This is a genomic window from Acetobacter pasteurianus, assembly GCF_009914215.2.
In the GTDB taxonomy this organism is placed as follows: domain Bacteria; phylum Pseudomonadota; class Alphaproteobacteria; order Acetobacterales; family Acetobacteraceae; genus Acetobacter; species Acetobacter pasteurianus.
Window position 1 is genome coordinate 1,422,976 of record NZ_CP039846.2, and the last position, 12,549, is coordinate 1,435,524.

A 12,549-nucleotide genomic window follows, 5' to 3' on the forward strand; every position below is an offset into this window, starting at 1 on the left:
TTTATGGTGTCATGAATGTTTTGGCATCCTGCGCAAGGGCTGCGCGGCTGTCTGCACGGATGTAAAGCATATGCCCGCCGGGGTAGGTGTGCAGGGCAATGCGGTTTCTGCCTACCGGAATATGCTCAGCTACCCAGCGGGATGAGGCAAAGGGGCAAACCAGATCATAATACCCATTGGCAATAAAAACCCGCAGGGTTGGGTTCAATGCCAAAAGCCGGCGAAGTGTCGGAATGGGGCGGACAATAGGGCTGCCACCATCCCGATAATCCCACGCCTCATTTACCTTCATATTCAAAAGAGAATAGCTTAGCGGTGTGCGGAAGTTCAGGCTTGTTGCAGCATACTGTTCAAATGCGCTGCCATAGGCGCGGGTAAAGCCATCCAGAATGGGGTCCGGGCTGGCACCATTTTCCACACCTTCGGGGAATGGGTCTGCAATGGAAAACGTGCCATCGTAAAGGGAATAAAGGCGCCCATTACGGCTGCGCACATCGTGGGCCTCTGGCTGCAGCATGCCGCGCTCTTTTGCCACAGTCTCAAGCGGAATGCCTGAATGTGTGGCAACGTCTTCGTAAAAATCCTGCGCGGCATTTCCGGCAAGTGGCGCATTGGCCAGCGTGCTGAGGTATGGGCCAATGGCGTAATGGTATGCGCTATCCAAATGACCGGCAGCGTTTTCTGGTGTCAGTTTATGTTGCAGTGCAAGCTGGGATGCTTCCAGAGAGGGCAGGACAAAACTGGTTGCCAGAATATCATTGGCCGTATCCAGCAATGTCATATCCAGTGCTGGGGAGATCATGATGATCCCATTTACCAGAATATTTTGATCCTGCGCGAGGGCATCGGCCACTTCAATGGCGCGGAGGCCACCGTAGCTTTCACCTACAAGATAACGTGGAGAAATTTGCCGGTTATTGCTTTGGGCCCAAAGCTGGATAGCTTTTGCAAATGCGTGTGCATCCTGTTTGACGCCGTAAAATGCCTTAGCGGCTTTTTTGGCATCTGTAGGGATAGACCAGCCAGCGCCCGGTGCATCTATAAACACCAGATCCGCTGCAGCCAGCCAGCTTTCCGTGTTGGGTGTGAGCTGTGCATTGGCACCATCTGCCGGGTTACCATTAGGGAAAGAGAGAACAGAAGGGCCAGCCGCGCCCAAATGTAGGTAAGCCGTGCCTGCACCGGGGCCACCGTTAAAGAAATAGGCAACAGGCCGATGAGCCGGATCTACACCATCCTGCGTATAGGCAACGTAAAAAACACGTGCAGTAGGAGCCCCTTCATCATCCCGTAAGGTCAGGGTACCGGTATGGGCTGTGTAGGAGATTTTGCGCTTATCAAAAATGCCGGTGTGATGCGTGATGGCATCCTGAGGCAGCAGGGCTGCTTCATTGTGAAATGTATCTGTTTGCGTTTGTGCCGGAGCTGAGCCTGTTACCGGTGGTGTGGGCTTGGCTGGCGGTGGTGATGGCTCGGTTGCGGCTATGGCTGTGGTGGATAGGCTAAGGGCAACAGCTAAAGAGCAAGCAAGCTTTAGCTTGCTAAAACTTGGCCATTTTGCCGGGTAGAAAACAGGTTTCATCACGATACGCATGGTCCTTGGGTTTATCGAAAATACTTGTCGCTATGCTGCGTCTGCAATCGTGTTCTCGCAAGGGCCGGGGTGGACTATTTTTTGCCAGAATTACATGTCTAAAAATTCATCAACGCTCCACTTCGTGTGGACAGAATTGAAGAAAGAATAGGTTATTATGAGGTTTATTCAGAAATTTGCGGTGATGAGTTTATCTGTGGCAGCGTTGGCTGGCACGGCATCTTTGGCACATGCTGATCCGTGCCTGTCTCTGACGGGTTGCCTGCAGCAGGACGCACAGGACCAACTGAATGCAACACGTGATAGCGTGCGCAATGATGCCAATAATCTGACATCTGGTTTTAGAAATAGCGGGCAGGCTGCACGAGATCAGGTGCGCAATAGTTGGAACAACAGCACTGAAGCAACGCGTGAACAGCTACAGGCGCAGCGCGATCGTGTTACCAATGCAGAAAAGAACGTGCGTGACCGCTGGAACAATAGCGGTGAGGAAGCACGTGAGAAACTGCAGGCACAGCGAGACCGTGTTACTAATGCGGAAAAGAACGTCCGGGATCGCTGGAATAACAGTGGTGAGGAAGCACGTGAAAGGCTGCAGGCGCAGCGTGATCGTGTAACCAACGCAGAAAAGAACGTTACAGACCGTTGGAATAATGCGGGGGAAAATACGCGTAAGGCTTGGAAAGCCCAGAAAGACCGGGTTTCTTCAGACCTGCGCGATGCAACCACTCTGCCACCTTTGTAAGGTTGGCTCAAACTGCATCAGGCCGCTTGAAAGCGGCCTGATGGGTTGATGAGTGTAAAGTTTATTTTGATTTACGCTTGCGGGAAGAACCGTTTTTGCTAGGGCCTTCCCGACGAGGCGCAAAAGAACGGCCACCTTTGGGTTTCCGATCAGCATAAGCGGGGCGAGGTCCGCCACCACCACCGCCACCTTTGCGGGGTGCTGCTGCTGGTTCCACTGTAATTTCATCCGGGTCCGTGGCAGAGGCGCAAGACGCAAACTGCTCGGCTTTATCGGGAGAAATTTCAACCAGTGTGTGGTCCTGCGTAATACGGATAGAGCCGATGTCCTGCTTTTTAATGTTCCCCAAGCGGCACAGCATGGGCACCAGCCATTTGGGGTCTGCACGATCTTCACGGCCAACAGAAAGGCGGAACCATTTACCATCCATCGCAGGTGTACGTTCTCTTTCGCGCACAGGGCGGTTTGGATCACGTTCCCGCGGGGCACGACGAGCATCTGGAGTGATGACGCGTACAGAAACAGGCGCAGGCAGGCTTTTATGCCACAAGCCAACAAGTGCTGCAGCCAGCTGTTCTGGCGTGTGTTCAGCAACAAGGCGACCGATCAGCGTTTGTGTTTCTGCATCTTCTGGTGCCGGAGCAGAAAGGAATGGAGCACCCAAAAGGCGCTCGGCATCGGCTGTGGCAATGGCAGCCGGGGTAGGGGCACCACTCCATTCTGCGGTGACCTTGGCAGCTTGAAGCAGGCGTTCTGCCAACCTTCTGCGTGCGGGGGGCACTAGCAACACACAGGTACCTTTTTTGCCTGCACGGCCTGTACGGCCGGAACGATGCAGCAAGGTAGCTGGGTTGGAGGGCAGGCTGGCATGGATAACCAGCCCCAGATCCGGAATATCAATCCCGCGGGCGGCTACGTCTGTTGCTACGCACACGCGGGCTTGGCCGTGGCGCAGGCTTTCTATGGCGCGGCTACGTTCGTTCTGCCCCAGATCACCTGAAATGGCGACGGAGGAAAAACCGCGTTCTGTCAGAATTGCCTGCAACTGGCGCACAGCTTCACGCGTATGGCAGAAAACGATGGCAGCGGAGGATTCCATCAGGCGCAGCACGTTTACAACCGTGCCAGCCATATCGCCTTGTTCTGTCAGAACAGCGCGGTAGGTAATATCGGCGTGGGGGGTATTTGTCCCTACCGTATCAATGCGTAGGGCATCCTGCTGATAGCGGCGTGCAAGGGCTGCAATATCGCGTGCAATGGTTGCGGAAAACAGCAGGGTGCGCCGCTCTTTGGGCATGGCGTCCAGCAGGGTTTCCAGCTCATCACGGAAGCCCAGATCAAGCATTTCATCTGCTTCATCCAGCACCACGGCTTTCAGGTGTGAAAGATCAAGCGCACCGCGGCGCAGATGGTCACACAGGCGGCCAGGGGTGCCCACAACAATGTGGCAGCCAGAGGCAAGGGCCCGGGCTTCCTTGCGGGGTTCCATGCCACCAACGCAGGAAACAATGCGTGCACCGGTTTCGGCATACAGCCATTCCAGCTCACTACGCACCTGCAAGGCAAGTTCACGCGTGGGGGCAATAACCAGAGCGATAGGTGCGCCAGACGGCACGCAGCGGCCTGCATCATTCAGCAGCAGGTCAGCCAGTGTCAGGCCGAAAGCAACAGTTTTGCCAGATCCGGTGCGGGCTGAAACCAGCAGGTCGCGATTTTTGGCATCATCGGCCAGAACGGCGGCCTGAACAGCGGTAGGAGCAGTAAAGCCACGTGCAGCAAGAGCACGAGCGAGAGGGGCAGGAGCATTCTGAAAAGGCATACAATCCGGATCCGGGCAACGGGAATAGAAATGCGAGATAAAGGTTCCTGCCCGGAAAAGCTAGTAGTTTGACGGCAGAACCCTGTACTGCATGATTTTATAGCACAGGAATTATGCGCTTTTACTGGAAAGGAAGATAGCGGAAATCCATAAAAACCTGGCTCATACCTGCACTTGGGGCGCCACCCAGCCCTTCCCAGGCTTTGCGGCGGGAATACGCAAGCTGCAAACCGGCTTCCACAGTGCCGTAATGGCCCTTGAAGAAACGATACCACGCGCCAACGGTTGCTTCCATGACGCTGCGGGTATTGCCCGTGCAGCCAAGAGTGGAAAGTTCTGTGGCCATTTCAACATTACAGCCGCTGTTATCAAACGATGGGTTACCATACCCATAGGCCGAGCCATTGGCATCAAAGTAGCGACGGCCTGCCTGTTGATATCCAAAGTAACCATACACATCGATAAGCGGGTTGGGGTGGGCAATAACGCCAGCCGTGCCTTGTATGGATGGAATGGGTGAGGGCTCACCTTTGGAATTAAGCGTGGCATCTGGCAGCAACACAGACCCGTAACGGCCAATGCCTACCCCAGCCAAGCCTGCAAGCCGCACTTCCACCTTGTGCGGCAGAACGGGAAGCACAACAGAGCCACCACCACCGCCAGCAATGGCAGTATGGTTACGTCCGCCACCAAGTTCGGAAACGCGGGTATGCGGAAAGTGCAGAATCCCCTCAACTTCGTAGTGCCCCCAGTGGGGGTCCCATGCCAGCTTACCAATAATGTCTGGGGCAATTTCGTTGGGGAAGAGGGCATCGTTTGTCAGGCCCGTGCCGTCATACCCTACAGTTGCAATCCGTCCGTTTGGCAGGCGTACCTGCCCGTCTGTCACGCTCGAAAAGCTATCAACATTATAAAGAGTGGCCGAGTTTTCGATGGAAAGACCTGCCCACAGTCTGTGCTGGAAGAAGTCTTTTACAAAGCGGAATTGTAGCTGCCGCGCCCATGTCTGGCCTGCCAGCATGGAGGATTCGATGGTGAGGGGCAGATTTTCCTGACGAGGAATAATACCCACGCGGCCAGGTGTCAGCATGCTCCATGCTTGCCCGGCCAGAAAGTGAAAGTTCAGAGCACTGTTATCGTAGGCCATATAAAGTTGGCGCATACGGAAGGTGTAACTGTTACTTTCATACGGATCTGTTGTGGAAGCGCCCGCCCCGAAGTCCATTTCATAAAAACCGGAAATGGTGGAGTTTTTATCCACGTTGCCGCGGGCCATAAGGGAAATACGGCTGTAACGTGCGCTGCCTTCAAAGTTATCGGTATGGTAACGCGCATCACCCTTGTAAGGCATGTCTGCCCAATAGTTGAAGGTGCCAGTGGATGTATGGCGGTTTGATTCCACCGCCGCTGCATCCAGAAAGCCACCCAAAATAAGGGTAAGTGGGCCAAGGTGGAACACGCCATGATCACCCAGCGCACCGGCGGCCTGTGCGCCAGCTGTTTCACGCTGGTGCGCGCCCACCTGGTTGTCCGCAATACGGGCAATCATGTCTTCTGCACGGTGGCCAACAACGGATTCCACTTCGGGCGTATCATTTTTGCCAGAAAATACAGGTTGGGCATCTGGGCCAAGAGCATGACGCATAGAGCGTGTGGAGGCTGGTGCGCTAATACCCGGATCTGTGGAGGCTGTGCTGGCGATTGTACCATCCTGCATGGCAACGGTAACACCAGAGCCAGAACTGGCAACGGCATGGTGGCTGCCAGAAACAGCCCGTGCTGTAGTGGAGCTGCCATTACTGGCGTGTACAGTGCCGCGGCGCTGGGCAATCTGTTTTTGCACGCTTACAAGTGCTTTTTGCAATTCGCGCTGTTCGGTTTGAATGCGCGCAATCTGCTGTTCCAACGCATCAAGCGAGGCCGCATCATCCGCTGCCGCATAGGCGTAGTTGATGGCCATTCCGCCAGAGGCCAGTACAGTGCCCATGCATAGGCCTGTTTTAATATGATGTGCCATGCGGCAGGAAAACTGGCGGAAGATGCGCATTCGCTTTTCAAATATTGTTGAAGTGGTTCTTATATGAATGTGAACCATTTTCCTTGGCTTGCCGTAAAGAGCTCTCTCCTTAAAAAATAATTTCAGGGAAAAAAGATGTGCGTTAAGCACAGGCGTTGGTTTTTATTATGCTCTGTTTGGTAAAGGAATGTTTTTATGGCCAAAATGATCCACAGCATGTTGCGGGTGTTGAACGAGGCACGTTCCACGCATTTTTATGCAGATACGCTCGGCATCAAGCCTGTCGGCCGGTTTGAATTTGAGAGTTTTACATTGGTGTATCTGGCTAATGATGAGCAGACTTTTGAGCTTGAACTCACAATCAACCACGGGCGGACAGAACCTTATGATCTAGGGGAAGGTTACGGCCATCTCGCTGTGTCTGTTGCGGATGTGCAGGCAGAACATGATCGTATGGAAGCAGCTGGGCATCCGGTTACGCCGGTTAAAACGCTGGAAAATAAAGGCCAAGTGGTAGGGCAGTTCTTTTTTCTGACCGATCCGGATGGTTATAAAATTGAAGTATTGCAGCGTGGTGCTCCGGGGCGCTTCCTGTAAGCACGTTACAATTATGCCAGTAGAGCGCGGAAAAGACCGATTTCCGGGCCTGCTGGCTGCTTTCTCTCATGGCATCAGCGCTTAAAGTGGCGTATAAGCCACGGCATGCTGACATCTTTCCGTAAAATGCATGGTCTGGGGAATGATTTCGTCATTCTGGACGAGCGCAATGGGCATTTGTCCCTTACGCCAGCCCGTATAGCCGCTTTGGCGCATAGGCGCCGTGGTATTGGGTGTGACCAGTTGGTGACGCTGCGCCCGGCCTGTGCGGAGGGGGCAGATGTTTTTGTGCGTTTTTTCAATCCTGATGGATCAGAGGCCGGTGCGTGCGGAAATGCTTCGCGCTGTGTGGCCGATTTGATCTGGCGGGAAACAGGAAACAGAACGCCTGTGCTGCAAACGCGCGCTGGACGCCTGCCTGCGCGGATAGAAGAAAACGGTCTGATTACGGTAGATATGGGTGAACCCCGCCTGAACTGGCAGGATGTGCCTTTGGCGGCGGAAATGGATACCCTGCATCTGCCATTAGAGGGTGACCCTGCTGCGGCATCTATGGGGAACCCGCACGCAACGTTTTTTGTGGAAGATTTTGTGCGCCTTTCCCAAGGGCATGCGCTGGAGCACGATCCGCTTTTTCCCGAACGCGCCAATATCGGGTTTGCACGTATTGATGGGCCAGCACGGATGCGGCTCAAGGTGCATGAACGTGGTGCCGGTGTAACAGAAGCCTGTGGTTCTGGCGCATGTGCCGCAGTGGTAAATGCAGCACGGCGCGGTTTGATCGGCCGTGTGTGTGAAGTAGAACTGGATGGTGGCATTTTGCGGATTGAATGGGCAGCCAATAATCATGTGCTCATGACAGGTTCTGCAACAACAGCTTTTGAGGGGACGGTTGATTTGGCCGCGTACCCAGAATGAGCAAGCCAGAAATTCTCACATTTGGCTGCCGTCTGAACACATGGGAAAGTGAAGTGATGCGTAACCACGCAGCTTCACTGGATAATGTAATTATCGTGAATACCTGTGCCGTTACGGGAGAAGCAGAGCGGCAGGCGCGGCAGGCTATTCGGCGCGCGCATCGTGAAAATCCGGATGCCCGCATTGTGGTCACTGGATGTGCAGCCCAGATTAACCCAGAAAGTTGGAGCGATCTGCCCGGCGTAGCCCGTGTGCTGGGGAATGAGGAAAAACTGAAGGCCGAGAGTTGGTCTGCTTCGGCCTTGTCTGAGCCGCTTGCTGTGTCCGATATTATGGCAGCCAAGGAAACAGCCGCGCATCTGGTGACGGAATTTGCAGGTCGCACACGGGCCTTTGTGCAGGTTCAGCAGGGGTGCAATCATCGGTGCACGTTCTGCATTATTCCTTTTGGGCGCGGGCCATCTCGGTCTGTCCCCGTGGGGGCTGTGGTGGAGCAGGTGCGTGCTTTGGTGCAGTCCGGGTATCGGGAAGTGGTGCTAACCGGGGTGGATATGACATCTTGGGGGGAAGACCTACCCGGCAAGCCAGTGCTTGGTCAGCTTTGCCGCCGCGTGTTGCGCCTGGTGCCAGAACTGGAGCGCATGCGCCTTTCTTCGGTAGATCCGGTCGAGATTGATGAGGATATCTGGCAGCTTCTGGCAGAAGAGCCACGTTTTATGCCTTATCTGCATCTTTCCTTGCAGGCAGGGTCTGACCTGATTCTCAAGCGCATGAAGCGGCGGCATTTGGTGGCAGATGCTGCGCGGGTTGTAGAACGTGCACGAAAACTGCGGCCAGATATTGGCATTGGCGCTGATGTTATTGCGGGCTTTCCAACAGAAGACGAATCGCTGTTTGAAGAAACCCGCAGTTTTCTTGCCCAGCAGGCGCTGCCGTATCTGCATGTGTTTCCGTATAGTGAGCGGCCAGGAACGCCTGCTGCGCGTATGCGTGCAGTGCCTGTGCCCGAGCGCAAGGCGCGTGCTGCGCAGTTGCGCGAAGTGGGTGCAGCCTCTGCTGCCCGATATTATGAAAGTCTTGTAGGTCAGCCCCTACGCGTGCTGATGGAAACCCCAACCACCGGCCATAGTGAGCAGTTTGCGCCGGTGCGGCTTGCGCAAGGTGAAGCCGAAGTGGGGGGAATTATAACCCTTCAGCCCACAATGGCCGAAAGTGCAGGGCTGGTGGTGGAAAGGATCTAAGATGGCGCTTGGTTTTTTCTCTCGTCTCAAGCAGGGATTGTCACGTTCTACCCAAAAGCTGGGTGGAGGCATTACGGGCATTTTCACCAAGCGCAAGCTAGATGACGAAGCACTGGAAGAGCTGGAAGATCTGCTGATTACAGCAGATATGGGGCCGGCTGTTGCAGAGCGTATTATCGAATCCTTCCGATCCTCCCGTTTTGGCACTGAGGTGACGGACGAAGAAATTCGCAACACCTTGGCGGACGAAATTGCCACCATTCTGGAACCTGTTGCCAAACCTTTTGAGCCTGATCCCGCACACAAACCGCATGTTGTGTTGGTGGTGGGTGTGAATGGCGTGGGTAAAACAACCACTATTGGCAAAATGGCCCGCTTTTTTACCGAGGAAGGTAAGAAGGTGATGATGGTGGCGGGCGATACCTTCCGCGCCGCAGCCGTGGAGCAATTGCAGATTTGGGGCGAAAGAACCGGTTGCCCGGTTATTGCTGGCCCCCCCGGTGCAGATGCAGCCGGTTTGGCCTTTGAAGCACTCAAGCGTGGCAAGGCAGAAGGTGCTGATCTGCTGTTTGTAGATACGGCCGGCCGCCTGCACAATAAAAGTGCGCTGATGGAAGAACTTGCCAAGATTATCCGCGTCATGCGTAAGTTCGATGAAACGGCACCACACTCCGTGTTGTTGGTGTTGGATGCCACAACTGGCCAGAATGCTGTGGAGCAGGTGCGGGTGTTTCGCGAACTTGTGAATGTGACCGGTCTGGTGGTGACAAAATTGGATGGTTCTGCCCGTGGGGGCATTGTGGTGGCGCTGGCTGATCAGTTTGGGCTGCCCGTGCATGCCGTGGGTGTGGGTGAACAGGCAGAAGATCTGCGACCTTTCTCCGCAGTGGATTATGCACGCGGTTTAGTGGGTGTGGCTGACACAGTCTGATTTTTTGTGGAGAATTATGGTGGAAAAGACAGATTTTGATGCATCTATCCATCATGGTTTCTTGACAGGATATGACAGCCCCGTTAGCAAGCGCCTGCACCCCTCTGAAGGGGCGAAGAATGAGTAAGAACGGTGACGATTCCTTCGATGCTCGGCTAAAGGCGGCAGAACGTCGCTCTGGCCTAGAGAAAAAGGAAGATTCAGCCGAGAAAGAAGATGCTGTAGAGCAATCTCTTCCTGGGCTGGCGCTTAGAGCTGGGGCAGAAATGCTTTCAGCACTGATAGTGGGCGTTGCAATTGGGTGGGAGCTAGATCACTGGCTGAAAACCCGGGCAGTTTTTCTCGTTATCTTCGCGCTGATGGGCGGAGGTGCTGGCGTGCTGAATGTTTGGCGGCTGGTCAAGTCGATAGACGGCAAGTAAGAAGCTGTAATCCGATACGATTCGGATGCGGTAAAGGGTTTTAGGAGAGCGGTTGTGGCGGGCGGTTCCAGCATCAACGTACTTGAACAGTTTGAGCTTCATCCCGTTCTTGGTGGGCTGGGCGAAGCATTGCGTTTCAGCCAATCCCCTCTGTACATGATTGTGGCAGTGTGTCTGGTTCTGGCATTCCTATATTTTGGTATGCGCCCAGCGGCAGTTGTTCCCGGTCGTTTGCAGGCAGCGGCAGAAGTTTGTTACGAATTTATTCATAACATGGCGGTTGATACGATCGGGCCAGAAGGCACGGCTTTCTTCCCGTTCATCTTCACGCTGTTCTTCTTTATTCTGGCCGGTAACTATATTGGTTTGCTGCCGTTTTCCTTTACGTTTACCAGCCATATTGCCGTAACCTTTGCGCTTGCCATGATGGTGTTTGTGCTTACGGTTATTGTCTCCCTTAAGGTGCAGGGGCTGCGTTTCTTTGCGCACTTCATGCCGGAAGGCGCTAGCCCGTTTCTGGCTCCGCTGCTGATCCCGATTGAAATTCTTTCTTTTCTTTCGCGTCCTGTCAGCCTCTCCATCCGACTGTTCGCCAACATGGTTGCCGGGCATGTCATGTTCGATATTTTCGCAAGCTTTGTTATCATGCTCGCCGGTTTTGGTGTGGTGGGTGACGTGTTTGCGGTTGGGCCGATTGCCATTAACGTGGCACTGATGGCTCTTGAGTTGCTTGTTGGTGTGTTGCAGGCCTATGTGTTTGCCATTCTGACGTGCATCTACCTGCGGGAGGCCGTGGCTCACTGAGGAGCTGCTTTGCCCGTTTCGTTTGAACTGTACTTGAAACAAGGAAGTGACTGATATGGACATCGCTGCAGCCCGGGAAATCGGTGCAGGTATCGCCGTGATCGCCCTTGCCGGCGTTGGTATCGGCCTCGGCAACATCTTCTCCACGCTGGTAAGCAGCATTGCGCGCAACCCGGCTTCCCGCCCGCATGTGTTCGGTCTGGGTATGCTCGGCTTTGCTCTGACAGAAGCTATCGCTCTGTTCGCGCTGCTGATCGCGTTCCTGATCCTGTTCGTCTGAGAAAGCTTTCAGGAAAGAGGAGAACATTCCTGTGGGTGTGATTAAGAAGATGCTTCGTGCCGGCCTGTTGGCAACGGTTTCCGGTGTGTCTCTTCTGGCCGTTTCCGCGCCTGGTGCATATGCCACGGGAATGCCTCAGCTAGATTTTGCCAACCCCCTTGTAACCGGTCAGGTTATGTGGGGCGCGGTAATTTTCTTCGTCTTTTATATGGTGCTCAGCAAAGCCATGCTGCCCGGTATTACCCGGGTGCTGGAAGACCGCAGCAAGCGTATTTCCGGGGATCTGGAAATTGCACGCGCGGCTAAGCAAGACGCCGATAAAGCTGTTGCTGAACTTCAGCAGGCCCGTAAAGATGCCATGGCAGAAGCTCAGGCGCATCTTGATCAGGTTCTGGCAGAAGAACATAAAGCTGCCGAACAGCAGATGCAGGAAATTAATGCGCGGGTAACAGCAGAAATTGCTGATGCCGAAAAACGCGTGGCTGAGGAAAAAACGCGTGCATTGAGCGCGCTTAAAGAAATTGCAGGTGATACCACGCAGGCTCTGGTTCAGCGTCTGACAGGTATTGTGCCTGATGCTCAGCTTGTTGCCCAGAAGGTTGAAAGCGCTTCGGCGCACAGCACTATCTGACCAGCTCCGGGGGAATTTTCGTCATGTCTGGCATTTTTCACGAAGCGGGTTTCTGGGTCGCTGTTTCGTTCGTTTTGTTCTTTGTGCTGGTTGGCAAAAAGATTTGGCTACCTATTACCACCGTTCTGGATAGCCGCGCCAACCGTATCCGTGAAGAACTGGATGAAGCTGCCCGCTTGAGAAGAGAAGCTGAGCAGATGCTAGAAGATGCCACACGTGATCGTGAGCAGGCACTGGCAGAAGCTAAGTCTTATGTAGAGCAGGCGCATCAGCAAGCCGCTGAAATGGCCCAGAAAGCACGCGCAGAGGCAGAAGCCGCTGTGCAGCGTCATGAGCAAATGGCGCGTGATCGTATTGCTGCTGTAGAACGCGCTGCTGTTAAAGAAGTGCGCCAGTTGGCAATTGATGTGGCCGTACAGGCTGCCAACGGTGTTATTCCTCAGACGCTTGATGAACAGAAAGCTGCAGGGCTTGTTGATCAGGCGCTGGCTGGTTTGCCTGCCGCTCTTGCGCGCAAGGCAGCCTGAAACATTATCAGCTGAATGGTGAA

Annotated in this window: 13 protein-coding genes; 10 read left to right on the plus strand and 3 right to left on the minus strand. The window is 54.2% G+C overall.

Going from position 1 to position 12,549, the window contains the following annotated elements; translation table 11 throughout:
* Window position 1 precedes the first annotated feature (1 nt).
* Entirely contained in the window at window positions 2-1,594 is a 1,593-nt protein-coding gene (locus tag FCN51_RS20125) for a S10 family peptidase (protein ID WP_160256689.1), read from the minus strand.
* A gap of 184 nt (window positions 1,595-1,778) precedes the next feature.
* Between FCN51_RS20125 and FCN51_RS20130 the strand changes: the two genes are divergently transcribed.
* Window positions 1,779-2,339, plus strand: coding sequence for a hypothetical protein (locus FCN51_RS20130; protein WP_231862516.1), 561 nt, complete (start codon window positions 1,779-1,781; stop codon window positions 2,337-2,339).
* 61 nt (window positions 2,340-2,400) lie between these two features.
* Here FCN51_RS20130 and FCN51_RS20135 read toward each other — a convergent pair whose 3' ends face one another.
* Entirely contained in the window at window positions 2,401-4,158 is a 1,758-nt protein-coding gene (locus FCN51_RS20135; RefSeq protein ID WP_160256690.1) for a DEAD/DEAH box helicase, read from the minus strand.
* Between the two features lie 121 nt (window positions 4,159-4,279).
* Window positions 4,280-6,325: a hypothetical protein gene (locus FCN51_RS20140; RefSeq protein ID WP_160256691.1), complete on the minus strand. Its 2,046-nt coding sequence runs from the start codon at window positions 6,323-6,325 to the stop codon at window positions 4,280-4,282.
* Window positions 6,326-6,370: 45 nt separating this feature from the next.
* Here FCN51_RS20140 and FCN51_RS20145 point away from each other — a divergent pair, with 45 nt between their 5' ends.
* From FCN51_RS20145 to atpF, 9 genes are all read left to right on the plus strand, one after another.
* Window positions 6,371-6,772 (plus strand): VOC family protein, encoded by a 402-nt coding sequence (locus FCN51_RS20145; protein WP_124306611.1) that lies wholly within the window; start codon window positions 6,371-6,373, stop codon window positions 6,770-6,772.
* A gap of 105 nt (window positions 6,773-6,877) precedes the next feature.
* The gene (dapF, locus tag FCN51_RS20150; RefSeq protein WP_124296160.1) at window positions 6,878-7,690 is read left to right on the plus strand and encodes a diaminopimelate epimerase; all 813 of its coding nucleotides are present in this window, start codon (window positions 6,878-6,880) and stop codon (window positions 7,688-7,690) included.
* Complete coding sequence (gene mtaB / locus FCN51_RS20155) at window positions 7,687-8,931, plus strand: tRNA (N(6)-L-threonylcarbamoyladenosine(37)-C(2))-methylthiotransferase MtaB (protein WP_160256692.1); 1,245 nt, start codon at window positions 7,687-7,689, stop codon at window positions 8,929-8,931. Before dapF ends, mtaB begins: the two co-directional genes overlap by 4 nt.
* A gap of 1 nt (window position 8,932) precedes the next feature.
* The gene (gene ftsY / locus FCN51_RS20160; protein WP_003624133.1) at window positions 8,933-9,862 is read left to right on the plus strand and encodes a signal recognition particle-docking protein FtsY; all 930 of its coding nucleotides are present in this window, start codon (window positions 8,933-8,935) and stop codon (window positions 9,860-9,862) included.
* Window positions 9,863-9,981: 119 nt separating this feature from the next.
* Entirely contained in the window at window positions 9,982-10,284 is a 303-nt protein-coding gene (locus tag FCN51_RS20165) for an AtpZ/AtpI family protein (RefSeq protein WP_003624137.1), read from the plus strand.
* Between the two features lie 54 nt (window positions 10,285-10,338).
* Window positions 10,339-11,088, plus strand: a complete 750-nt coding sequence (locus FCN51_RS20170; protein ID WP_003624139.1) for a F0F1 ATP synthase subunit A — start codon at window positions 10,339-10,341, stop codon at window positions 11,086-11,088.
* Between the two features lie 55 nt (window positions 11,089-11,143).
* On the plus strand, window positions 11,144-11,368 hold the full coding sequence (locus FCN51_RS20175) for an ATP synthase subunit C family protein (protein ID WP_003624142.1): 225 nt from the start codon (window positions 11,144-11,146) through the stop codon (window positions 11,366-11,368).
* A 49-nt stretch (window positions 11,369-11,417) separates the two neighbouring features.
* Complete coding sequence (locus FCN51_RS20180; protein ID WP_003624144.1) at window positions 11,418-11,999, plus strand: F0F1 ATP synthase subunit B family protein; 582 nt, start codon at window positions 11,418-11,420, stop codon at window positions 11,997-11,999.
* Between the two features lie 23 nt (window positions 12,000-12,022).
* Window positions 12,023-12,526, plus strand: a complete 504-nt coding sequence (gene atpF / locus FCN51_RS20185) for a F0F1 ATP synthase subunit B (RefSeq protein ID WP_003629562.1) — start codon at window positions 12,023-12,025, stop codon at window positions 12,524-12,526.
* Window positions 12,527-12,549 lie beyond the last annotated feature (23 nt).

What these genes read in the sequence shown, in the direction of transcription:
- FCN51_RS20165 (WP_003624137.1), top strand. Translation starts at nt 9,982, where the DNA reads ATGAGTAAGAACGGTGACGATTCCTTCGATGCTCGGCTAAAGGCGGCA.
- mtaB (WP_160256692.1), top strand. Translation starts at nt 7,687, where the DNA reads ATGAGCAAGCCAGAAATTCTCACATTTGGCTGCCGTCTGAACACATGG.
- atpF (WP_003629562.1), top strand. Translation starts at nt 12,023, where the DNA reads ATGTCTGGCATTTTTCACGAAGCGGGTTTCTGGGTCGCTGTTTCGTTC.
- FCN51_RS20175 (WP_003624142.1), top strand. Translation starts at nt 11,144, where the DNA reads ATGGACATCGCTGCAGCCCGGGAAATCGGTGCAGGTATCGCCGTGATC.
- FCN51_RS20135 (WP_160256690.1), bottom strand. Translation starts at nt 4,158, where the DNA reads ATGCCTTTTCAGAATGCTCCTGCCCCTCTCGCTCGTGCTCTTGCTGCA.
- FCN51_RS20145 (WP_124306611.1), top strand. Translation starts at nt 6,371, where the DNA reads ATGGCCAAAATGATCCACAGCATGTTGCGGGTGTTGAACGAGGCACGT.
- FCN51_RS20180 (WP_003624144.1), top strand. Translation starts at nt 11,418, where the DNA reads ATGCTTCGTGCCGGCCTGTTGGCAACGGTTTCCGGTGTGTCTCTTCTG.
- dapF (WP_124296160.1), top strand. Translation starts at nt 6,878, where the DNA reads ATGCTGACATCTTTCCGTAAAATGCATGGTCTGGGGAATGATTTCGTC.
- FCN51_RS20125 (WP_160256689.1), bottom strand. Translation starts at nt 1,594, where the DNA reads ATGCGTATCGTGATGAAACCTGTTTTCTACCCGGCAAAATGGCCAAGT.
- FCN51_RS20130 (WP_231862516.1), top strand. Translation starts at nt 1,779, where the DNA reads ATGAGTTTATCTGTGGCAGCGTTGGCTGGCACGGCATCTTTGGCACAT.
- ftsY (WP_003624133.1), top strand. Translation starts at nt 8,933, where the DNA reads ATGGCGCTTGGTTTTTTCTCTCGTCTCAAGCAGGGATTGTCACGTTCT.